This window comes from Kocuria oxytropis, assembly GCF_040981195.1.
GTDB classification, from domain to species: Bacteria; Actinomycetota; Actinomycetes; order Actinomycetales; family Micrococcaceae; genus Kocuria; species Kocuria oxytropis.
The window spans coordinates 92,577-113,971 of the sequence record NZ_JAVFXA010000010.1 but is presented as its reverse complement, the minus strand read 5'-3'; the positions used below and the strand labels follow the sequence as shown (position 1 = coordinate 113,971).

Annotated in this window: 18 protein-coding genes; 9 read left to right on the top strand and 9 right to left on the bottom strand. The window is 75.9% G+C overall.

Annotation, left to right across the window (positions count from 1 at the left end; genetic code table 11):
- Nucleotide 1 precedes the first annotated feature (1 nt).
- The 3 genes from QYM41_RS11800 (at nucleotide 2) to QYM41_RS11790 (ending at nucleotide 4,712) form a co-directional block, all read left to right on the top strand.
- The gene (locus QYM41_RS11800) at nucleotides 2-1,432 is read left to right on the top strand and encodes an MFS transporter (RefSeq protein ID WP_368799953.1); all 1,431 of its coding nucleotides are present in this window, start codon (nucleotides 2-4) and stop codon (nucleotides 1,430-1,432) included.
- A 221-nt stretch (nucleotides 1,433-1,653) separates the two neighbouring features.
- On the top strand, nucleotides 1,654-3,267 hold the full coding sequence (locus QYM41_RS11795; RefSeq protein WP_368799950.1) for an alpha/beta hydrolase: 1,614 nt from the start codon (nucleotides 1,654-1,656) through the stop codon (nucleotides 3,265-3,267).
- 269 nt (nucleotides 3,268-3,536) lie between these two features.
- Complete coding sequence (locus QYM41_RS11790) at nucleotides 3,537-4,712, top strand: PQQ-dependent sugar dehydrogenase (RefSeq protein ID WP_368799948.1); 1,176 nt, start codon at nucleotides 3,537-3,539, stop codon at nucleotides 4,710-4,712.
- A gap of 76 nt (nucleotides 4,713-4,788) precedes the next feature.
- Here QYM41_RS11790 and QYM41_RS11785 read toward each other — a convergent pair whose 3' ends face one another.
- The 5 genes from QYM41_RS11785 to QYM41_RS11765 are packed head-to-tail and all read right to left on the bottom strand — an operon-like array spanning nucleotide 4,789 to nucleotide 10,060.
- Nucleotides 4,789-5,838 carry a siderophore-interacting protein gene (locus tag QYM41_RS11785; protein WP_368799947.1) on the bottom strand — a complete coding sequence of 350 codons (1,050 nt, stop codon included), beginning with the start codon at nucleotides 5,836-5,838 and terminating at the stop codon, nucleotides 4,789-4,791.
- The gene (locus tag QYM41_RS11780; RefSeq protein ID WP_368799945.1) at nucleotides 5,835-6,782 is read right to left on the bottom strand and encodes an ABC transporter ATP-binding protein; all 948 of its coding nucleotides are present in this window, start codon (nucleotides 6,780-6,782) and stop codon (nucleotides 5,835-5,837) included. Before QYM41_RS11780 ends, QYM41_RS11785 begins: the two co-directional genes overlap by 4 nt.
- On the bottom strand, nucleotides 6,779-7,852 hold the full coding sequence (locus QYM41_RS11775) for a FecCD family ABC transporter permease (RefSeq protein ID WP_368799944.1): 1,074 nt from the start codon (nucleotides 7,850-7,852) through the stop codon (nucleotides 6,779-6,781). Before QYM41_RS11775 ends, QYM41_RS11780 begins: the two co-directional genes overlap by 4 nt.
- Complete coding sequence (locus QYM41_RS11770) at nucleotides 7,849-8,940, bottom strand: FecCD family ABC transporter permease (protein ID WP_368799943.1); 1,092 nt, start codon at nucleotides 8,938-8,940, stop codon at nucleotides 7,849-7,851. Before QYM41_RS11770 ends, QYM41_RS11775 begins: the two co-directional genes overlap by 4 nt.
- Nucleotides 8,941-8,953: 13 nt before the next feature.
- Complete coding sequence (locus QYM41_RS11765) at nucleotides 8,954-10,060, bottom strand: iron-siderophore ABC transporter substrate-binding protein (RefSeq protein ID WP_438612593.1); 1,107 nt, start codon at nucleotides 10,058-10,060, stop codon at nucleotides 8,954-8,956.
- A gap of 236 nt (nucleotides 10,061-10,296) precedes the next feature.
- On the opposite strand from QYM41_RS11765, the gene QYM41_RS11760 reads away from it, so the two are divergent.
- The 6 genes from QYM41_RS11760 (at nucleotide 10,297) to QYM41_RS11735 (ending at nucleotide 16,900) form a co-directional block, all read left to right on the top strand.
- Nucleotides 10,297-11,259 (top strand): NAD(P)/FAD-dependent oxidoreductase, encoded by a 963-nt coding sequence (locus QYM41_RS11760; protein ID WP_368799939.1) that lies wholly within the window; start codon nucleotides 10,297-10,299, stop codon nucleotides 11,257-11,259.
- A gap of 228 nt (nucleotides 11,260-11,487) precedes the next feature.
- A complete protein-coding gene (locus QYM41_RS11755) occupies nucleotides 11,488-11,865 on the top strand; it encodes a TIR domain-containing protein (RefSeq protein ID WP_368799937.1) in 378 nt (125 codons plus the stop codon).
- A gap of 117 nt (nucleotides 11,866-11,982) precedes the next feature.
- Complete coding sequence (locus tag QYM41_RS11750; RefSeq protein WP_368799936.1) at nucleotides 11,983-13,074, top strand: hypothetical protein; 1,092 nt, start codon at nucleotides 11,983-11,985, stop codon at nucleotides 13,072-13,074.
- Between the two features lie 90 nt (nucleotides 13,075-13,164).
- On the top strand, nucleotides 13,165-14,172 hold the full coding sequence (locus QYM41_RS11745; RefSeq protein WP_368799935.1) for a DNA topoisomerase IB: 1,008 nt from the start codon (nucleotides 13,165-13,167) through the stop codon (nucleotides 14,170-14,172).
- Between the two features lie 167 nt (nucleotides 14,173-14,339).
- Nucleotides 14,340-15,851: a hemolysin family protein gene (locus QYM41_RS11740; protein WP_368799933.1), complete on the top strand. Its 1,512-nt coding sequence runs from the start codon at nucleotides 14,340-14,342 to the stop codon at nucleotides 15,849-15,851.
- Complete coding sequence (locus tag QYM41_RS11735) at nucleotides 15,848-16,900, top strand: hemolysin family protein (protein WP_368799931.1); 1,053 nt, start codon at nucleotides 15,848-15,850, stop codon at nucleotides 16,898-16,900. The genes QYM41_RS11740 and QYM41_RS11735 overlap by 4 nt, the downstream gene beginning before the upstream one ends.
- 45 nt (nucleotides 16,901-16,945) lie before the next feature.
- Here QYM41_RS11735 and QYM41_RS11730 read toward each other — a convergent pair whose 3' ends face one another.
- From QYM41_RS11730 to QYM41_RS11715, 4 genes are all read right to left on the bottom strand, one after another.
- Complete coding sequence (locus tag QYM41_RS11730; RefSeq protein WP_368799929.1) at nucleotides 16,946-17,356, bottom strand: hypothetical protein; 411 nt, start codon at nucleotides 17,354-17,356, stop codon at nucleotides 16,946-16,948.
- A 115-nt stretch (nucleotides 17,357-17,471) separates the two neighbouring features.
- Entirely contained in the window at nucleotides 17,472-18,707 is a 1,236-nt protein-coding gene (locus QYM41_RS11725; protein ID WP_368799928.1) for an FG-GAP repeat domain-containing protein, read from the bottom strand.
- A gap of 259 nt (nucleotides 18,708-18,966) precedes the next feature.
- On the bottom strand, nucleotides 18,967-19,200 hold the full coding sequence (locus QYM41_RS11720; protein WP_368799926.1) for a hypothetical protein: 234 nt from the start codon (nucleotides 19,198-19,200) through the stop codon (nucleotides 18,967-18,969).
- A 119-nt stretch (nucleotides 19,201-19,319) separates the two neighbouring features.
- Entirely contained in the window at nucleotides 19,320-21,305 is a 1,986-nt protein-coding gene (locus QYM41_RS11715; protein ID WP_368799924.1) for a serine hydrolase domain-containing protein, read from the bottom strand.
- Nucleotides 21,306-21,395 lie beyond the last annotated feature (90 nt).

Here is a 21,395-nt window from a genome sequence, read left to right as displayed (position 1 = left end):
CGTGGTGCGATCCTCCGCCGCCGACCCACCGTCCGGGCTGCTGTCCTGGGGGCAGCGGCGGGCCCGGTGGGTGCTGGCCGCCACCGTGCTCGGCTCGGCCCTGACCTTCATCGACACCACGGTGGTGAGCATCGCCCTGCCGGCCGTCGGCGCCGACCTCGGGGCGGGCAGCGCCGGCCTCACCTGGGTGGTCAACGGGTACACGCTGAGCCTGGCCGCCCTCGTGCTGCTCGGCGGCTCGCTGGGGGACCGGTACGGCCGGCGCCGGATCTTCCTGCTCGGCGTCGCCTGCTTCGCGGGGGCCTCCGCCCTGTGCGGGCTGGCCCCGGACGTCACCGTCCTCGTCGCCGCGCGCGCCCTGCAGGGGATCGGCGGCGCCCTCCTGGTGCCGACCGCCCTGGCGATCCTGCAGTCCTCCTTCGCACCGGAGCACCGCGCCCGCGCGATCGGCGCCTGGTCGGGGCTCACGGGGGTGGCCGCGGCCGTGGGCCCGTTCGCGGGCGGCTGGCTGGTCCAGACCACCTCCTGGCGGTGGGTGTTCCTCGTCAACCTCCCGATCGCGCTCGCCGTGGTGCTGATCGCCCGCCGGCACGTCCCCGAGTCGAGGGACCCGGCGGCCTGCCCCCAGCTCGACGTGCCCGGCGCCGCGCTGCTGGTGTCCGGGCTCGGGGCGCTGACGCTCGGGCTGACGACCGCCGCCGGGGACGACCCCTCGGTGCCGCGCACGGGCGGGGCGCTCGCGGCCGGGGCCGGCCTGCTGGCGGCGTTCCTGCTCCGGGAGCGGCACGCGGTCTCGCCGCTGCTGCCGCCCGCCCTGCTCGGCCGGCGGCTGTTCGTCGTGGCGAACGTCATCACCTTCGTGGTCTACGCCGGCCTGGGGGCGGTCTTCTTCGTCCTCGTCGTCGCCCTCCAGGTGGGCGCCGGGTTCTCGCCCGTGGCGGCCGGGCTGTCCCTGCTGCCCGTCACCGCCCTGATGCTGCTGCTCTCCCCGTCGGCCGGTGCCCTGGTGCACCGGGTGGGTCCGCGCGTGCCCATGACGGCCGGGCCGCTGGTGGCCGCGCTCGGGGTGCTCCTGCTGGGGCGGGCGGGCCCCGGGTCCCACTACCTCCTGGAGGTGCTGGTCCCGGCGGCGGTGTTCGGCGCCGGGCTGACGCTGCTGGTCACGCCCCTCACGGCCACGGTCCTCGGCGCCCTGCCCACGGAGCAGGCCGGGCTGGCCAGCGGGGTCAACAACGCCGTGGCGCGCACGGCGGGCCTGCTCGCGGTCGCCGCGATCCCGCTGGTCGGCGGGCTGGGGGAGACCGGCCTCACCGACCCCGCCCGGGTGCGGGAGGGGTTCCCCGTGGTCATGGGGGTGTGCGCGGGACTGCTGGCGGCGGGCGGGCTGCTGTCCGCCGTGGCCCTGCGCCCCGCGGTCCGGGACCGCTCCTGACGCCTTCGCGCCGCGACACATCCTTGACCGCCCGATCGGCGCGTTCCTACCCTGAAGCCCCTGGTGGCACGGCGGTGGGGTGCGGAGACCGGGGCCGCGGGGCGCGGGGGCGCCCGGGCCCCGGAGGTCCGTGGGGCCGGCGCCGGGGTCCTGCCGTGCGCATCCGCGCTCGTGCTCGCGCACCGGCCGCCGGCCGGTTCGACCGAAAGCAGTGGTGAGCCATGCGTCCTCCCGAGCACACGGCCGGTCCCGACGACCACTCCGGTGCCGATGCCGGTGCCACCACCGGTGCCGGTGGCGGGAGGTCGCGGCGGCTGCGCCGGGCCGGCTCCGCCCTGGCCCTGGCCGTGCTGCTCGCGGCGGCCCCGGCGGCGGGAGCGGCCGAGGCCGCCCGGGCCGTCGTCCCGCAGCAGGCCGCGGTCCTTCCCGCCCAGGTCCCGCCGGGGCTCGAGGACTTCTACGCCCAGCAGCTCGTGTGGACGGCGTGCGGCGCCGCGGCGGAGTGCGCCCTGGTGCGGGTGCCGCGGGACTACGAGAACCCGGCCGCCGGGGAGATCGAACTCGCCGTCACCCGGGTCCCGAGCACCGACGGCGCCGCCGAGCAGGGCTCCCTGCTGGTGAACTTCGGCGGCCCAGGCGGGTCCGGGACGGCGTCGATCGAGCCGTGGTCGGCCGGTCTGGACCCTCGCGTGCGCGCCGGCTACGACATCGTGGGCTTCGACCCGCGCGGCGTGGGCAGCTCCACCGCGGTGGAGTGCGTCGACGACGCCACGATGGACGCGATGCGCGCCGACTACGACGACCCCGACACCCCGGAGGGACTGGCCGAGGTCCTTGCGGAGGCGGAACGGTTCGCCACGGCGTGCGCCGCCGGCACCGGCCCCCTGCTCGGCGAGGTGGACACGGTCAGCGCCGCCCGGGACCTGGACATCGTGCGGGCGGCGCTGGGCGAGAGCGAGCTCGACTACCTCGGCTACTCCTACGGCACCCTGCTCGGGGCGACGTACGCGGACCTGTTCCCGGAGCGCACGGGCCGGTTCGTGCTGGACGCGGCCATGGACCCGTCCCTGGACGGCGCCGGGCTGACCCTGGACCAGGCCGCAGGCTTCGAGCGGTCCCTGCGCGTGTACGTGGAGTCCTGCCTGCCCCTGGACGGGTGCCCGTTCGAGGGCACCGCCGACGAGGGCCTGGCCGAGATCGAGGCCCTGCTCCGGCAGATCGAGACACAGCCCCTGCCGACCGCCGACGGACGGCCGCTCACGGTGGACGACGCGGTCAGCGGGCTCATCAAGCCGCTCTACGACCCGCGCATCTGGTGGTTCCTCACCCAGTCCCTCGCCCTGGCCACGGAGCACGGGGACGGGACCGGCCTGATGCGCCTCGCGGACATCGCCTACGGGCGGGGACCGGACGGCACCTACAGCAACGCCTACGAGGCGAACAACGCGATCGACTGTCTCGATCACCCGGAGGACGCCGAGCCCGCCGCGATGGCGGCCCTGGACGAGCAGCTGCAGGAGGCGTCCCCGACCCTGGGCGACTGGTTCAGCCACGGGGAGGCCACCTGCGGGGCCTGGCCGCACGAGCCGGTCCGGGAGCCCGCGCCCATCGACGCCGCCGGAGCCGGGCCCATCCTGGTCGTCGGCGGCACGGGGGACCCGGCGACCCCGTACGCCTGGTCGCAGGCCCTCGCCGCGCAGCTCGAGGGCGGGCTCCTGCTGACCCGGGTGGGCGAGGGGCACGGGTCCTACCTGTCCGGCAACAAGTGCATCGACGAGACGATCACGACCTACCTCCTCGAGGGCGTGCTGCCCGCCGAGGAGCGGATCTGCTGAGCCGGACCCCGCAGGTGGAGGAGACAGAAGGAGGGCCGGCACGGGATCGCCCCCGCACCGGCCCGGCCACCAGGGAAATCAGGAAGATCCGGCGGCTCCGCCCCATCCTACTGAGACGCGGGTCACGGATCAGCACTTGATTTTCCCGGACCCGTCCGGGACGTCGCCGGGCGTCACCCCGGCCGGGGCCGCCGGGGCGGCGCGCACGACCGGGGCGGGGCGTCCGCTCCCGGGGTCCGCCCGGCCGGGAATCGGAGTAGATTGCCTGCATGGACGTCCGCGGGGGGATCGTGCGCACACTGTCCGTGCTGGCGCTGCTGCTGAGCGGCTGCGCCCCGGACGGCGGCGGGACCATGGCGACCGGCGAGCGCCTGGGCGCCCCGCCGGACGCCCCCGCCCTCGACGTCGAGGTGGTGGTGGACGGTCTCGAGCTGGCGTGGGACGTGGCCCGCACCCCCGAGGGCACCGTGCTGGTCACCGAGCGGGGCGGGCGGCTGCTCGCCCACGACGAGCGGGGGACGCGGGAGGTCGCGGCGGAGCTGGACGACCTGTTCGTGGGCAGCGAGGCCGGGCTGATGGGCCTGGAGGTCTCGCCGGACTTCGACCGGACCCGGGAGATCTTCCTGTGCCACGCCACGCGCACCGGCGACGGCCGGCCGCAGGACGTGCGGGTCACCCGCTGGCGGCTCGACGAGGACGCCGCGGCGGCCGAGCGCACCGGGACCGTGGTGGACGGCCTGCCCATCAGCTCCGGGCGGCACAGCGGCTGCCGGCTGCGCTTCGCCCCGGACGGCACCCTCCTCGTCGGCACCGGGGACGCGGCGCAGGGCCGGAACCCGCAGGACCCGGACTCGCTCGGGGGCAAGACGCTGCGGCTCCGTCCCGACGGCACCGTCCCGGAGGACAATCCGTTCGCCGACCGGGACGGGCCCGCGGCCTCCGTCCACACCCTGGGCCACCGCAACGTCCAGGGACTGGCGGTGCAGCCCGGGACGGGCACCGTGTGGTCGGCGGAGCACGGCCCCGGCACCGACGACGAGATCAACGTCCTCGAGCCCGGCGGCAACTACGGGTGGGACCCGGCGCCCGGCTACGACGAGTCGGTGCCCATGACCGACCTCGAGAAGTACCCGGACGCGGTCCCGGCCGCGTGGTCCTCCGGGCGCCCGACCGTGGCCCTCAGCGGCGCCGTGTTCCTCGAGGGGGCGCAGTGGGGCGCGTGGGAGGGAGCCCTGGCCGTGGCCGAGCTGAAGAACACCGGGGTGGGCGTCTACCGGGTCGAGGACACGGCGGTCACCGGTCTGAGCCGCATGGCCGAGCTGGAGAACGACTACGGCCGGCTGCGCTCGCTGACCCTCGACGACGAGGGCGCCCTGTGGGTGACGACCTCCAACGGGCAGGACGACGCCGTCCTGCGGGTCACCCCGCGGCCGGACGGGGGCTGACCGGTCCCCGGGCCGCATCGGGGCGCCGGACGGACCGGGGCGCCGGCGACCCCGGGGAGGAGCCGGCGCGCAGCGCTCAGGACTCCGCCTGGCCCTGCCGCCAGTAGCCCATGAAGGACACGTGGTCCTTGGGGATGCCCGCCGCGTCGACGCACAGCCGGCGCAGCGCCTTGACGGTTCCGGACTCCCCGGCGAGGAACACGTAGGGGACGTCGGCGCGGGCGGGGGTCGCGACCGACCACGCCCGGGGCTCGGCGGCGTCCTCGGCCACCGACAGGGCGGGGGCCCCGCGGCCGCGCTGCGGGCGGCGGCCGGCCAGGACGTCGTCCACGGCCCCGCCCGGCAGCTCCAGGAGGTGCGCGAGACGGACCGCGGCCCGGTGCCCGTGCCCGGCCGGCTCCGCGCCCCCGGCACGGGGCAGCACGTGCAGCCGCACGTCCGGGAGATCGGCGGGCAGGCGGTGGGCGGCGACGTCCTCCGGGTGCGGGACCTCGAGCACCACGTCGAGCCGGGGACGGGCTCCGCCGGTGACCGGGCCGCGGTGGGCGTCCGTGAACTCCTCCGCGACGGACATCAGGGCCGGGGCGGCGGTCTCGTCCCCGACGGCGAGCACGCGCCGGGCGCCGCCGTGGTCCCACGCCGCCCAGGGCCGCTCCCGCGGGCCGGGACCGAGCAGGTACACGCGCTCGCCGGGGGACACCGCGGCCGCCCACCGGCTGCCCGGCCCGTCCTGGGCGTGCCCGCCGTGGACCACGACGTCGATCACGAGCTCGGGGACGACCATCCCGCAGAACGTGGTGCGCCGGACGCCGCGCACGGTGTAGGTGCGCATCCAGCCGCGCTCCTCGGGGGGCCGGGCGAACCAGCCCTCGCGCAGTCCCACGGACAGGTCCGCGCGCTCGGGCTCGCGCCCCGGGGGCGGGACCAGCAGCTTGATGTAGGCGTCCCGGCACCGGGTCCGGTCCCCGGCCCCGACGAGGGCCGGGGACAGCCCGGCGAGCTCCGGGCCCGCCAGGGTGATCCGGCGGAAGGACGGGCACAACTGGGTCACGGAGGTCACGGCGGCCTCGACGCACAGCACGGGGGCGTCCTGGGCGGCGGCCTCGGGGGCGGGGGCGACGGTCATGGCAGGGTCCTTCCGATCTCGGCGGCGGAGGCCGCCCGGGGCGCGGGGCCCAGGGTCACGGGTGCGTCCGGGGCGGTGGGGTGGGAGCCCTCGCGGGCCCGTCCGCGGGGCAGGACGACGGGCCGCCCGCCCACGGGGTCCCGGGCGACGTCCGCCCGGAGCCCGAAGACCTCGGCCAGCAGCCCGGGGGTGAGCACCTCGGCGGGCGTGCCCACGGCCACGATGCGCCCGGCGGCCATCGCCACGAGCCGGTCGGCCACCCGCGCGGCCAGGTTCAGCTCGTGCAGGACGGCGACGACGGTGGCGCGGCCGGCCCCCGGCCCCTCCGGGTGCTCCAGCCCCCGGAGCATGTCCAGCAGGTCCACCTGGTGGGCCAGGTCGAGGTAGGAGGTGGGTTCGTCGAGCAGCATCGTCCGGGCCCGCTGGGCCAGGGTCAGGGCGATCCAGACCCGCTGGCGCTGGCCGCCGGAGAGCTCCTCCACGGGCCGCCCGGCCAGGGCCGTGAGCTCGGTGAGCTCCATCGCCCGGGCCACGGCCGCGTCGTCGTCGGGGGAGGGCGCACCCCACCACCGGCGGTGCGGGTGCCGGCCGCGCTCCACGAGCTCCGCGACCGTCAGCCCCTCCGGGACCACCGGCGACTGCGGCAGCAGGCTCACGGAGCGGGCGTACTGGCGGGCGTGCCACTCGCGCACGCCGCGGCCGTCGGCCTCGAGCGTGCCGGCCACCGGGCGCAACTGCCGGGACAGGCCCTTGAGCAGGGTGGTCTTCCCGCACCCGTTGGCGCCGATGAGCACGGTGGTGGCCCCGTGGGGGATGTCGAGGTCCACCTCCCGCACCACGGCGCGCTCGCCGTAGCCGAGGGACAGGCCCCGCATCCGGAACGCGGGGACCTCTGCGGAGGGGTCCGCGACGGGTCGCAGTACGGGGTGCGGCTCGGGGGTCATGCGAGGGCTCCTCTCCGCTGCCGCACGAGCAGCCACAGCATCACGGGGGCGCCCACGGCGCCGGTGACCACCCCGGCGGGCAGCTGCACCTGCGCCAGCAGGTCCGCGCCCACGGAGTCGGCGAGCACCACCACCACGGCGCCCACGAGGGCGCACGCCACGATGGAGGTCCGCCCGCGGGTCAGGGCGGTCGCCACCGGGGTGGACATCAGCGCCACGAAGGCGAGGGGGCCGGTCGCGGCCGTGGCCACGGCCGCCAGCAGCACTCCGAGCCCCAGGGCGAGCGCCCGGCTGCGCGCGGGGCGCGCCCCGAGCCCGGCCGCCAGCTCCGGGCCGAGCTCGGCCGGTTCGAGCGCGCGGTGCACCGCCACGGCCGCGGGCACCGCCAGGACCAGGCACGCCGCGAGGACCGTGATCCGCTCCCACGTGGCGGCGCTGAGCGAGCCCGCGGTCCAGAGCGCGGCGTCCTGGGCGGAGTTCAAGGACAGCCGTGCCAGCAGGGCCGCGGTGACGGCCTGGGCGAGGGCGGCCACGCCGATGCCGGCGAGCAGGAACCGCTCGCCCACGATCCCGCCGGTGCGCAGCCGCACCGACGCGGTGGCGATGAGGGCCGCGGCGAGCAGCGCCCCGGCCAGGGCGGTCCAGGACACGGCGGTGCCGCGCAGGCCCCACACCGCGGTGCCGGCCACGGCTCCCGCCGCGGCGCCGTAGGTGATGCCCAGGATGTCGGGGCTGGCCAGGGGATTGCGCAGCACCCGGCGGAACAGGGCCCCGGAGCAGCCCAGGGCGGTCCCGGCGAGGGCGCCCAGCACGGCGCGCGGCAGCTTCTCCTGCAGCACGATGAAGCTCGCCCCGGGGATCTGCTCCCCGGCGAGGATCGCGAGGAAGTCCGGGACCGTCACGGTGTAGCGCCCGAGCAGTACCCGCACGGCCAGGACCGCGAGCAGGGCGAGGGCGAGCAGCGCGACCGCGCGGCGGGTGCGCCGGGACCGGTCGCGGCGCACCGCCCGCACCAGCCCGGCCGTGCCGGGCTCCCCGGCGGCGGCGGGGGCGAGCACGGTCCCGGTCACAGCGTCACGCTCCGTCCCCGGCGCAGCAGCGCCAGCAGCACGGGCACGCCCAGCACCACCGTGGTCACGCCCACGTGGATCTCCTGCGGCGGGGTCAGCACCCGGCCCAGGACGTCGGCGGCCAGGAGCAGCACGGGGCCGAGCACGGCGCTGAACAGGACGATCCAGCGGTAGTCGCCGCCGAGGAGGCGGCGCACGGCGTGGGGCACGAGCAGTCCCACGAAGGCGATGGGACCCGCGAGGGCCGTGGCGGAGCCGGAGAGCAGGACCACGCCCACGAAGACGAGGACCCGCTGCAGGCCGAGGTCCACGCCCAGCCCGTGGGCGAGCTCGTCGCCGAGGGCCATGGCGTTGAGCCCGGAGGAGCCGCCGAGCACGAGCAGCACGCCGAGCAGGACCAGGGGCGCCACCGCGGCGAGGTCGGTGGACTCGGCGCGGGCCACCGAGCCGATGCTCCAGAACCGGAAGCGGTCCAGCACCGCGGGCAGCACGAGCACCACGGACGTGGTCAGCGCGGTGAACCCGGCGTTGACGGCCGCCCCGGACAGCACCAGACCCGCCGGGGTCGGGGCGCCGCCGCCGAGCCGGGACGAGCCGAAGACGAGGACGGCGGCCACGGCCGAGCCCGTGAGGGCCAGCGCGGTGAGCTGCCACGTGGCCACGGGACCGAGCCAGCCGATCCCCAGGACCACGGCGCACGCGGCCCCCGCGGTCAGGCCGAGCAGACCGGGGTCGCCCAGCGGGTTGCGGCTGACCCCCTGCATCCCGGTGCCCGCCACGGCCAGGGCCGCGCCCACCAGCACCGCCGTCAGGGTCCGGGGGATCCTGCTCTGCACCACCGCGGCGTCGATGCCCAGCCCGGCGGAGACCTGGGACCAGCCGCCCTCGAGCAGGGCGGCCGGCAGGCCGGTCAGCACCGCGACCACCGTGGCCGGGTCCACCGAGCGGGCCCCCCAGAACAGGGAGGCCGCGGCGGCGGCCGCCAGCAGCAGCACGGCCGCGGCCAGGGCGAGACCCCGGCGCCGTCGGGCGGCGCCGGGGACCCGCGGGACCGGCGGGGCGGGGGAGGCCGTGCTGGTGGTGCTCACCGGGACCGGGGTCTCACTCGTCGCCGGCGGACGCGGCGGCCTCGGCGATGTCCGGGACCACGTTCTCGAGCGCCCACGGGATGCTCAGGGGGGACGCGGCGGAGACCGAGAGCACCTCCTGCGGGTCCGTCTGGAGCACCAGTCCGCCGTCGGCCACCGCCGGGATCCTGCTGAGCAGCGGATCGTCCTGGATGGCCTCGCGGACGCCCTCGTCCTCGGCCCAGCTCACGAAGACGTCGGAGGTCAGCTCGTCGGCCTTCTCGGGGGACCAGGTGACGAAGAACTCGTCCTCCTTGCCCTCGGCGGCCTGCTGCACGGCCTCGGACTGGACCATGCCGAGGGACTGCAGGAACCTGGGGCGGTTGTCCACCGCGGTGTAGGCGAAGATCGGGTCGGCGGCCGCCGGGTCGATGGTGCCGTAGACGAAGGAGGTGCCCTCCAGCTCGGGGTACTGCGCCGCGGTCTCCTCGATCTGCTGCTCGACGTCCGCCACGACCTCCGCGGCGCGCTCCTCGCGGCCCAGGGCCTCGCCGATGAGCTCGGTGGAGTCCTGCCACGACGTCCCGTAGGCCACCGCGTCCTCGGGGTAGGCCACCACGGGGGCGATCTCCGAGAGCTTGTCGTACTCCTCCTGGGTCAGCCCCGAGTAGGCCCCCAGGATGATGTCCGGCTGCAGTGCGGCGATGGCCTCGTAGTTGATCCCGTCCGTCTCGGCGTAGGTCTCCGGGGCCTCGGCGCCGGACTCCTCCAGTGCGGCGTCGAACCAGTCGGTGGAGCCGTTCTCGTTGGCGCCGAAGTCCGTGGTGGGCACGCCCACGGGCACCACGCCGAGGGCGGTCGCGACGTCGTGGTTGACCCAGGACACCGTGGCCACGCGCTCGGGGGCCTCCTCGATGGTGGTCTCGCCGAACTCGTGCGTCACCGTGCGCGGGAACTCGCCGGTGGCTCCCTCCGCGGACGCGGAACCACCCGCGGACTCCCCGCCCGCGGGGCCGGTGGAGCACCCGGTGAGGACCAGGGCCCCTGCGGCCAGCAGGGCGGCCGGGGCGAGGACGCGACGGCCGGCGGCGGTCGGAGCGGGGAACAGCGGGCGCGGAGCGCGGGGAAGCAGAGAGGCCACGGCCACCCTTTCGGACGTCGACGACCGTGGCCGTCGGTGCGGAACGCGGTAAGGCAAGGGTTGCCTCACCAGCACGACAGGCATCACCCTAGGGTGCGATCCGGCCAATACGCAACACGGGCATGTGCTAATCCGGTCGGTGTGGTGGTCGGCGCGGGACGGATCGGGACCGGCCCGGTGCGTAGAGTGGTCCGGGTGACCGGTGCAGCGTTCCCCCGAGTCCGAGGAGAGAACCCATGGCGTCCGACCTCCCGTCCTCCGTCGACGTGCTCGTGGTCGGCGGCGGCCCCGCGGGGCTGTCCGCGGCCACCTGGCTGGGCCGCTACCAGCGCTCCACCCTGGTCGTGGACGCGGGGCAGCAGCGCAACCTGCCCGCCGAGGCAGCCCACGGCCTGCTGAGCAGGGACCCGATCGCCCCGGCCGAGCTGCTGGCCGAGGCACGTGCCGGGCTGGCGCAGTACCCGCAGGTGACGCTCCACCACGGCACGGTCGCCGGCCTGCGCCGGGACGAGGACGGCCTGTTCCGCGCCGACGTCGACGGCGCGGAGATCGCCGCGGAACGGGTCGTGCTGGCCACCGGGGTCCGCGACCAGGTGCCGGAGCTCGCCGGCATCGCCGACCACTACGGCGTCGACGTGCACCACTGCCCCGCCTGCGACGGGTTCTCCGCCCGCGGCCGGGTGGTGATCGTCCTGGGCTCCGGCCGGCACGTGCCGGCCTTCGCCGCGGAGCTGCTCGACTGGGCCGACAGCGTGCGGATCGTCACCGGAACCACCGGACCGGCGTTCGACGAGGAGCAGCGCGCGGTCCTGGCCGACCACGGGGCCGAGGTCGTGGACGGGGTCGCCGAGGCGCTGATCGGGGCGCCCGGCGCCCTGGCCGGCGTCCAGCTGACCGGCGGGGAGCTCGTGGAGGGGGACAGGGTCTTCTTCTCCTACGCGCACCACCCCGGCAACGACCTCGCGCGGCAGCTGGGCTGCGAGCTCGACCACGAGGGGCGCATCGCCGTCGACGGGTTCCAGCTCAGCAGCGTCGACGGGGTCTACGCCGCGGGCGACATCACCGCCGGCCTGCAGCTGGTGCCGATCGCCATCGGCAAGGGGGCGGCCGCCGGGGTGGCGTGCGCCACCTCGCTGCGGGGACACCCCGGAACCGGACCGGCCCCCGCCCCGCCGACGCGCTGGTTCACCGCGCGCTGAGGACCTCGCCCCGGCCGGGCACCGGAGCGGCAGCTCCTCGGCGCACCGCCCGGCTGTCGACGGCAGGGCCGCGGGCCCGCCGCCCCGCAGTCCGCTGCTCGGTCCCCCCGCGGCGCTCCGGCCCCGGCCCCTTCGTTAAGGCGTGTGTCCCGGTGTCTGTCCCCCGGACGGCCCCGGGGCATACAGTGCGGTTCTGCATGGACCTTCTATTTCGGGGAGTTGACGGCAATGGCGCCGAAGACCGTGTTCCTCGCCTGCGCCGAGCAGGACGAGCTGTACCGGGACGTGTTCACCGCCCAGTGGGCCCGCAGCGGGGACCAGGCCCGGTTCCTGGACCCGCCCGAGGACGGGGCGGACGCGCAGCGGTGGCGGCGCGACGTGCGGGAGCGGATCCGCGGCAGCGACGGGGTGATCGCGCTGATCGGCGGCGGCACCGCCGTCTCCTCCGCGGCGCGGTGGCAGCTCAGCTGCGCCGTGGCCGAGGGCAAGCCGCTGCTGGGCCTGTGGGTGGAGGCCGAGCACCGGAGGAAGCCCGTGGAGATGGGCCCGGCCCGCTGCGAGAGCTGGACGTGGGAGAACATCGGGGACTTCCTCGACCGCCTCTGATCCGCCCGGGCCCGACCCCAGGGCTCGGCCCGGCCTGCGGAACGTGCCCGCGGGACCCTGCGGACGGCCGGGCGGCCCCGGGTGGAGTTTCCGGGCGGCCTGCCCCAGGATTGAGCGGTGCCCGACGACCGTACCGCCACCGCCGCCGACCACGAGCCCGTGCCCGAGCTGCTGGTCGGCCTCGTCCTCTCGCCCCGGATCGCGGGCGCCCTGCCCCCGGACCTCGCGGACTCCCTGACCGGGCCCCTGCACGAGCGCTATCCCGGCGTGCGCTGGCGGGTGGCCGCGGTGACCGACCGGCTGGTCGTCCCGCCCGCCGACGGCCTCGACCTGCTCGAGGCCGCCCGGGACAGGATGCTCGACGAGGACTGGGACCTCGTCGTCGTCCTCACGGACGTCCCGCTCAAGGACGGCCGCAGCCCGGTGCTCACGCAGCTGAGCCCGGTGCACGGCGTGGGCCTCGTGGCGGTCCCGGCCCTCGGGGCCCTGCACGTGGGGCGGCAGGTCCGGCGGACCACCGTGCGGGTGGTCGGCCACCTGCTGGGCCACGACACGGAGGACGCGGACGACGCCGACGCCCAGGAGGAGCTCGTCCGGCGGGCGCGGCAGCGCTCGGAGGACGTCGAGGACCGGCCCGAGGACAACGCCGTGCAGTTCACCGCCCGCGTGCTGAGCGGCAACGTGCGCCTGCTGCTCGGGATGATCCGCGCGAACCGGCCGTGGACCCTGGTGGTGCGGCTGTCCCGGCTGCTCGCCCTGGCCGCGGCGACCGGTGTGCTCACCCTCGTCGCCTCCGACCTGTGGCTGCTCGCCGCCGCCTACGGCCCCTGGCGGCTGGGGCTGCTGGGCCTGCTGTCGATCGCCGCGGTGACCGGCGCGCTCGTCGTGGGCGCCCGGCTGTGGGAGCGCCCGCGGCGGCGGGCGGAGCGCGAGCAGGTGGCGCTGTTCAACCTGGCCACGGCCGCGACCGTGGCCATCGGCGTGTCCGTCTTCTACCTCGCGGTGCTCGTCCTGTCCTGGCTGGGGGCGCTCCTGCTCGTGGACGGCGACGTCTTCGCGGCCGTGATCGGCGCCCCGGTGGGGGCGGTGGAGTACGTCAAGCTCGCATGGCTGACCGCCACGCTGGCCACCGTGGGCGGGGCCCTCGGCGCCGGGCTCGAGGACGACGACGCCGTGCGCGCCGCCGCGTACACCCGCTCGGAGCCCTGACCGGACCGCCGCGGGCCCGGTGCGCGCACCCCGACGGTCAGTAGACTTGGTGTTCCCGGGGAGGACCCGGTGCCGATCCGGAAGGACACGATGGCCGCCACGCCGAAGACCCCCGCGAGGACCCGCACGCCCCGGCTGCGGCGCAGCAACTGCCACCGGCCCGGGATCACCCGCCGCGGCCACGGCAGGGGCTTCTCCTACCGGCACGCCGACGGCACGAAGGTGCAGGACCGGGCGGAGCTCGAGCGGATCCGGGGACTGGCGATCCCCCCGGCGTGGAAGGACGTGTGGATCAGCCCGCTGCCCAACGGCCACATCCAGGCCACGGGCATCGACGACGCCGGGCGGCGCCAGTACCTGTACCACCCGCGGTGGCGCGAGCTGAAGGACCGCGAGAAGTTCGACCGCGTCCTCGACTTCGGCGACACGCTGCCGCAGGCCCGCCCGGCCGTCACCCGGCTGCTGCGCTCGGAGGGCGCCACGGTCGAGAAGGCCTGCGCCGCGGCCTTCCGGCTCATGGACGAGGCGGCCCTGCGCGTCGGCAACGAGGAGTACGCCCAGTCCAACGGCTCCTACGGCGTGACCACCCTGCTGGTCCGGCACGTGCGGGTGGACGGCCCGGACGTGCACCTCGACTTCCCCGGCAAGAGCGGGCACCGCTGGACACTGAGCCTGCGGGACGCCGACCTCGCCGCCGCGCTGGCGCCCATGCTGGAGCGCGGCCCGGACGAGACCGCGCTCGCGTACCGCGACGAGGACGGGCAGTGGGCCGGCATCACCAGCGCCCGGCTCAACGACTTCGTGCGGGACCGGTGCGGACCCGACTTCACCGCCAAGGACTTCCGCACGTGGCAGGGCACGGTGACCGCCGCGATGGCGCTCGCCGCCCGGGCCGGCACCCGGCCCAGCGAGAGCGCCCGGAAGAAGGCCGTGTCCGCGGCCATGCGGGAGGTCGCCGAGCACCTGGGCAACACCCCGGCCATCGCCCGCAGCTCCTACACGGACCCGCGGGTGGTCGACCGGTTCCTGTCCGGGGAGACCCTCGACGCCCCCACCTACCGGGCCGCGGAGCGGTCCCTGCGCGCGTTCCTCACCTGAGGCCGCGTCCACCGCGCTCCCATCCGGCTCCGCTACGGTGGCACCATGCCTTCCCTCGACTCCCGGGCCCCCGGCGGCGCGCACCGCGCCGCCGCCGGCCCGGACGACACGGAGCCCCGAAGTACGGGCTCCCCCGAGCCCTCCCTCCCGACCGGGAGGAGCGCCGCGTGCTAGAAGCCTGGATCCTGCTCGCCGTGGCCGTCCTCCTGGTCGCCGGCAACGCCCTGTTCGTGGCCGTGGAGTTCGCGTTCCTGACCGTCAACCGCAACGAGGTCCGCGCCGCCGAGGAGGCCGGCGACCGTCGTGCCGCCGCCGTCGAACGGGCCCTGACGAGGACCGCCACCAACCTCTCGGGCGCTCAGCTGGGCATCACCCTGACCAGCCTGGTCGTGGGGTTCCTCGCCGGACCCTCGCTCGGGGTGATCCTGGCGCAGGGCCTGGGCCTGACCGGGATGTCCCCGGGGGCCGCCACCGGCATCGCCACCACGGCCGCGTTCGTGCTCGCCACCTTCACCCAGATGGTCTTCGGGGAGCTCGTGCCGAAGAACTGGGCGATCGCCGAGCCGATGCGCGTGTCCCGGCTCGTGGTCCACCCGCAGCGGGTCTTCATGCTGCTGCTGGGCTGGCTGGTGACGGTCCTCAACTCCTCGGCCAACGCGGTGCTGAAGCTGCTCGGCTTCACCCCCACGGAGGAGGTCGCCAGCGCACGCACCGCCGGGGAGCTCATGGCCGTCGTCTCCCGCTCCGGGGCCGAGGGCACCCTCGACGCCGGCACCGCCGAGCTGGTGGCCCGCTCCATCGAGTTCGGCGACCGCACGGCCGCCGACGTGATGCGCCCGCGCCCGCAGGTCACCTTCCTGGACGACCACACCGTCCAGGAGCTCGTCGAGATCTCCGCCGCCACGGGCCACTCCCGCTTCCCGGTGGAGGGCGACTCCGTCGACGACATCGTGGGCGTGGTGCACTTCAAGCACGCCCTCGCCGTGCCCTTCGAGGAGCGCGGACGGCGCACCGTGCGCGAGATCGCCGTCCCGACGGCCACCGTCTCCGCGTCCATGACGCTGGACCCGCTGCTGCGCGAGCTGCGCAAGCCCGGTCTGCAGCTGGCCGTGGTCGTCGACGAGTACGGGGGCACCGCCGGGATCGTGACGCTGGAGGACCTGATCGAGGAGATCGTCGGGGAGATCGACGACGAGCAGGACGAGACCGTCGCCCGCTACCGCCGCACCCGCGACGGGGCGATCTCCGTGTCCGGGCTGCTGCGCCCCGACGAGCTCGGCGAGGTCATGGGCCTGGAGCTGCCCGAGGGGGACGAGTCCGACACCCTCGGCGGGCTGCTGGCCGAGAAGCTCGACCGGCTGCCCCTGGCGGGAGACACGGTCACGCTCGAGGCCGGCGACCACGTCCACCGCGACGACGACAACCTGCCCACCACCACCGACGTCACCCTCACCGTCGTCCGGCTCGACGGGCACCGCGTGGACCGGATCGTCGTCCGCCGCGGCGACGGCCGCCGTGCCGACGCGGGCGGTGCGGCACCCGCCCCGGCCCCCGGGGAGCCGGTCGCCGGAACGGCCGTCGATCCCGCGGACGGCACGGCGGCCGATGGCCCCGCCGGGAGGGCCGGTGACCCGTCCGGCTCCACGGCCGTCGGCACCGAGAGGAGGCGGTCCCGATGAGCGAAGGCCTCGCCATCCTCGTCCTGATCCTGCTGCTGGGCGGCAACGCGTTCTTCGTGGCCGCGGAGTTCGCGATGGTCTCGGCCCGCCGCGACCAGATCGAGCCGAGGGCCGCCGCCGGGTCCGGCGCCGCCAGGATCGCTCTCAAGGGCATCGAGGACGTCTCCACGTCACTGGCCGCCACCCAGCTGGGCATCACCGCCTGCTCCCTGCTGATCGGTGCCGTGGGGGAACCCGCGATCGCCCACCTGATCGAGGGCCCCATGGCCGAGGCCGGGGTGCCCGCCGGGCTCGTGCACCCCGTGGCCCTGGTCATCGCCCTGCTGGTCGTCACGTTCTTCCACATGGTGATCGGCGAGATGGTCCCCAAGAACATGGCGATCGCCCGCCCGGCCGCCTCGGCCCTGCTCCTGGGCCCGGTCCTGCGGGTCTTCGTGCTGGTCTTCCGCCCCTTCATCTGGCTGATGAACCAGTCCGCGAACCTCGTGGTCCGCCACGTGCTGAAGGCCGAGCCGCGGGACGAGGTCGCCTCCTCCTTCACCTCGGACGAGGTCGCCGGCTTCGTCGCCGAGTCGGGGCGCGAGGGCCTGCTCGACGAGGACGAGATCACCCTGCTCACCGGGGCGCTGAACTTCGAGCACCTCACCGCGCAGGACGTGGCCATCCCCGCCGGGCAGCTGCACACCGTGGCCCGCTCCGCGACCGTCGCGGAGCTGGAGGAGGAGTGCGCGCGCACGGGGTTCTCCCGGTTCCCCGTGCGGGAGGACGACGGGACGCTGGTGGGCTACGTCCACACCAAGGACCTGCTCGGGACCCCGGCCGAGCGCCGCCACGACCCCGTCCCCCCGGAAGCCGTCCGCCGGCTCGGGGCGGTGCCCGCCGACGCCAAGCTGCAGCAGGTCGTGCGCGCCATGCAGCAGCGCAACGCCCACCTGGCGCTCGTGGGCGGACGGGTGAGGGCCGCCGGGGAGGCCTCCGTGGTCGCGCTCGAGGACGTCCTCGAGGAGCTCGTCGGAGAGGTCCGGGACGCGACCAGCCGTCCCTCCTGACCCGGCGGCCCGCGCCGCGGAGGTCCTCGTCCCGCGGTCGGGCGCCTACTCGACCACGGTGACGGTGGCCTCGGTGAGGTAGGGCTCGACGTCCCGGTTGACGAGGTGGTTGGCGGTCTCCTCGTCGGTGAGCCGCATCAGCCGGTCCCGGTCGCCCGGCTCGCTGAACAGGTCGCCGGCCGCCACGGTGCCGGTGGCCTCGACCTCGTCACCGGGCCGCAGGTCCTCGGGCATCTCCGTCACGAAGACCACGGTCTGCTCGGCGCCCATGGTCAGGAACTCCTCGCCGTAGATCTCCTCGACCTCGTTGGTCAGGGTGATCTCCTTGCCGACCAGCTCCTCGGTGGAGACCTCGGACTGGTCCAGCTGGGTCAGCCGGGTCTCGTCCTGGCAACCGGTCAGCAGCAGCGCCCCGGTCAGGCCGGCGGCGGCGAGGGTCAGGGTGCGGTGGGTCATCATCGTGCTCCTCGGTGGTCGGGCAGGACGTGCACCGGACCGAGAGTCCTCGGCCCCGGAGGTCCCACCCTAGCGGCCCGGACCGGGGGGCGGCAGGGAGGCTCCTCGCCGTCCCTCAGGACAGCCCCACCTGGGTGGCCGAGTAGCCGAAGCCGACGACGTCGTCACGGCCGTCGCCGTCCACGTCCCCGAGCAGGCGCGGGTACCGTGCCGGGTCCCAGCCGGCCGACCACCCGAACGCCGTGGACGTCAGCTCCGGGCCGACGAAGAAGTCGTCGTCCCCGTAGGCCGCGTGGACCCCGGCGTTGCCGAAGCCGGCCACGTCCAGGATCCCGTCGCCGTTGAGGTCGGCGAGGTCCCGGGGGTGCCGGTCGGTGCGCCAGCCCTGCGCGGTGCCGAAGTCGGCGATCTCGAGCGTGACCGGGAGGTACTTCGGCTCGCCCGGGGCGAAGGGCCGGGAGTAGGCGGCCAGGACACCGCGGCCGCCGAAGCCGACGACGTCCGCGGGGCCGTGGCCGTTGACGTTGCCCACCGCGCGGGGGTGCTGGTCGACCCGCCAGCCCTGGGCGTAGCCGAAGTCGCGGATCTCCAGAGCGGGCTGGGTGAAGGTGTCGCCGAGGGCCGAGAAGTAGGACACGTAGGTCCCGGCGTCCCCGAAGCCGACGATGTCGGCCGTCCCGTTGCCGTCCATGTCGGCGAGCGTCCGCGGGTGCCGGTCGACCCGCCAGCCCCGGTCCCAGCCGTAGCTGTCGATCCGCTTGCCCGTGCCGGAGAAGGTGCGGTCCGCCCGGCCGTGCGAGACGGTCACCCCCGAGTAGCCGAAGCCCACGACGTCGGCGGTGCCGTTGCCGTTGAGGTCCGCGAGCTCGCGCGGGTGCTGGTCGACCCGCCAGCCCTGGTTCCAGCCGAAGTCGCGGATCTTGAGCTGCGGTGCGGTGAAGCCGCCGTCGCCCTGGGAGTAGGCCACGTAGACCCCGGCGTTGCCGAAGCCCACGATGTCGTCGCGGCGGTCCCCGTCGACGTCCGCCAGCGTGCGCACGTGCCGCGCGTTGGACCAGCCCTGGGCCGTGCCGAAGTCGCGGACCGTCAGCACCGGCGCGGCGAAGGTGCCGTTGGCCTGGCCGCGGGCGACGAAGACGCCCGGGTCGCCGAAGGCCACGACGTCCGCGCGGCCGTCCCCGTCGACGTCGGCGAGCTCGCGGACGTGCTGGCCCACACGCCAGCCGTCCGAGTAGGACAGGAAGCCCTGGGTCGACACGGCGTGGGCCGGTCCGGCGACGGCGATGCCCGTGCCGGCCAGCGCCGCTGCGGAGACTCCGGTGAGCAGACGGGTCATCGGTGAGCGTTTCATGGTGGAACCTCCGGGTTCCGGGAAGCCGAGAGCGAGGTCCGCAGCGCCGGACGGCGGGTCGAGCCGGTCGGCCCCCGCCGACCGGCCGCCGTCCGCGGGCTCGGCCGGGGCCCCGGATCCACCGGTGGCCGCACCCCGCCGAACGGACGGACCTGCTGGTGGGACCAGTCTAGATCCGCGCGTATGCCATGGCACAGAGTTTCCCGGGCCGTGCCGAATCGTGATCCCGGAGCCGGAGCCGGAGCCGGGGCCGGGGCCGTCAGCGGCGGATGCCGCGCCGGAAGTACAGGACCGGGCCCACGAAGTTGATCGCGATGATCGCCGCCCACTTCCCCTTGCTGCCGTTGACCTCCTCCGCGGGCCGCAGCGCGAGGTCCGCCCAGGCCGTGGCCGCCAGCGAGACCTGGACGGAGGCCAGTGTCAGCAGGGCGGTCTGCTGTCCCGGTGTGAGGTCCTTCCAGCGGGTGCTCCGCCCGGTGCCGGTGCGGGTCATGGTCGTCCTCCTGGGCTCGGGGATCCGGTGGTCCCGGCGGCCGCTCCGGGGGCGGCCCGTGGCACCCATGCTGGTGCGGGCGCCGCCGGCAGTCAACGCCCCGCCGGTGCGCGCGGGCGTCAGATGCTGATGTCGGGCCACAGGATGCGGTAGGCCACCGTGTAGGCGGCCACCCACGCCAGGGCCAGGGTCAGCAGGGCCGCCCCTGCCACGGCGGATGCCCCGGCGCGGCGGCGGACCGTGCCGGCCAGGTGCCACGCCGCGGGCACCACCCCGAGCACGCCCAGGAGCAGGACCGCCTGGCCGAGCCGGGTGAGGGGCCGCACGAGGGAGAGGTCCGGCTGCACGCTCGCCGCGACCAGCACCAGTCCGGCCAGCACGGCCACCGGGGCCGCGCAGGCGAGCCGCCGCACGCGCCGGGGCCGGACCCCGTCCCCCGGCACGTCCCACCGGCGTCGCCTCCGCAGGCGGTTCACCGGCCACGCGACCAGCGTCCCGAGGAGGACGAGGAGCGCCGCGAGCAGCAGGATGTGGGGCACGAACAGACCGTGCCAGGCACTCACCCTGGTCTCGGCGCGGTAGGCGACCAGCGTGACGTCCCGGACGCCGTCCTCGTCGGTCCGCGCCGCGAGCGTGGCCGTGCCCCCGGGCTCCCGCCACAGCCACGGCTCCACCTCGTGCATCGTGCGGACGGGGGCGCCGGGGGAGCCCACGCGGAGCGTCCCGTCCGGACCGGCGCCCACGGTGGTGATCGCGAGCGCCCCGAGCAGGGCCGCGGCGCTCGACTCCGCCCGCCGGGTGCTGCGGTAGTGCCCGGCCGCCGCGGCGGCCCGCTCCGCGGTGCCGGGCGGGGGCGCCGGATCGTTCCGGCCGGGCGCGGCGACGTAGCGGCGGGCGAACTGCTCGACCAGCTGCTGCCGCAGCACCGTGGCGCTGGGGGCGCGGACCCCGTTGCCGTTCACGGACACGAACAGGCCCGTGTCCGTCTCCGGGAACAGCACCAGCTCGCTGTGGAACAGGCTCGTGTCGCCGCCGTGGGAGAGCACCCGCGTCCCGTGCATCTCGTGGCCGCGGAAGCCCAGCGTCATCTGCTCGGCGGCGGCCAGCCCGCCCAGGGACGCGGGCGGCAGCGCGGGGGCGTGCATGGCCGCCAGTGTCCCGGGGCCCAGCACCTCGGCGGGGCCGTGGCCCAGGTGCAGGTTCAGGAACGCGGCCATGTCCCGGGCCGTGGTGCTCACGGATCCGGCGGGCGGGACGGAGATGTGCTCGAAGGGCGCAGGGCCGGCCCCGGGCCCCGGGAAGCCGCCGGCCATCCGGGCGGCCAGGGCCGGGGGCAGCGGCTGCTCCGCGGTGCTGGAGGTCATGCCCAGCGGCTCGAGCACCTCCGCGCGCACGTACTCCTCGAACGGGACGCCGGTGACCTGCTGGACGACGTAGCCGGCCAGGGCCAGGCCGTAGTTGGAGTACGCCGGGGTGCTGCCCGGCGCGAAGATCTGCCGCGGCGGGTCCTCGGCCAGCTCGGTGCGCAGGTCGCGGACCTTCCCGGCGTCCGGCGTGATGAGGTGGTCCACGCGCTCCTCGAAGCCGGCGGTGTGGCTCAGCAGGTGCCGCAGCGTCACCGCGCCGAGGGGGAGCTCGAGCGGGAAGTCGAGGTGCTCACGGACGTCGGCGTCCAGGTCGAGGGCGCCGTGCTCCACCTGCTGGAGCACGGCCGTGGCGGTGAAGAGCTTGGTCAACGACCCGATCCGGAACAGGTGGTGGTCGGGGTCCACCGGGGTGGCGCCCGGCACGAGCCGGGCACGGTCCGCCGCGCCGAATCCGCGCACCGTGACGATCTCGCCGCCGGAGACGACCGCCACGCTCGCCCCCGGGAGGCCCTCGGCGTCGAGGAACGCGGGGACCAGCCCGTCGAGCCAGGTGTCGACGTCCTCGGCGGTCGGTTCCCGCACGCTCCCGTCCTCCGCGGCCCCGTGCTCCAGAGCGGAGGCGGAGGGTGCCGCCGGGTGCACGAGCAGCAGCACGAGGAGCAGCGCCAGCACTGCCCCGAGGGCTCGCGGGGCCGCCGCGGGCCACGGTGACGGTGCCGGGATCGGGTGCACGCGCATGGGGCCATCCTGCTCCTCCGGCGGGTCCCGTGTCCGAGTGTGACCGCGGCGGACCCGGGGCGGGCCGCCCGGGGGACCGGTGCGGTGCCG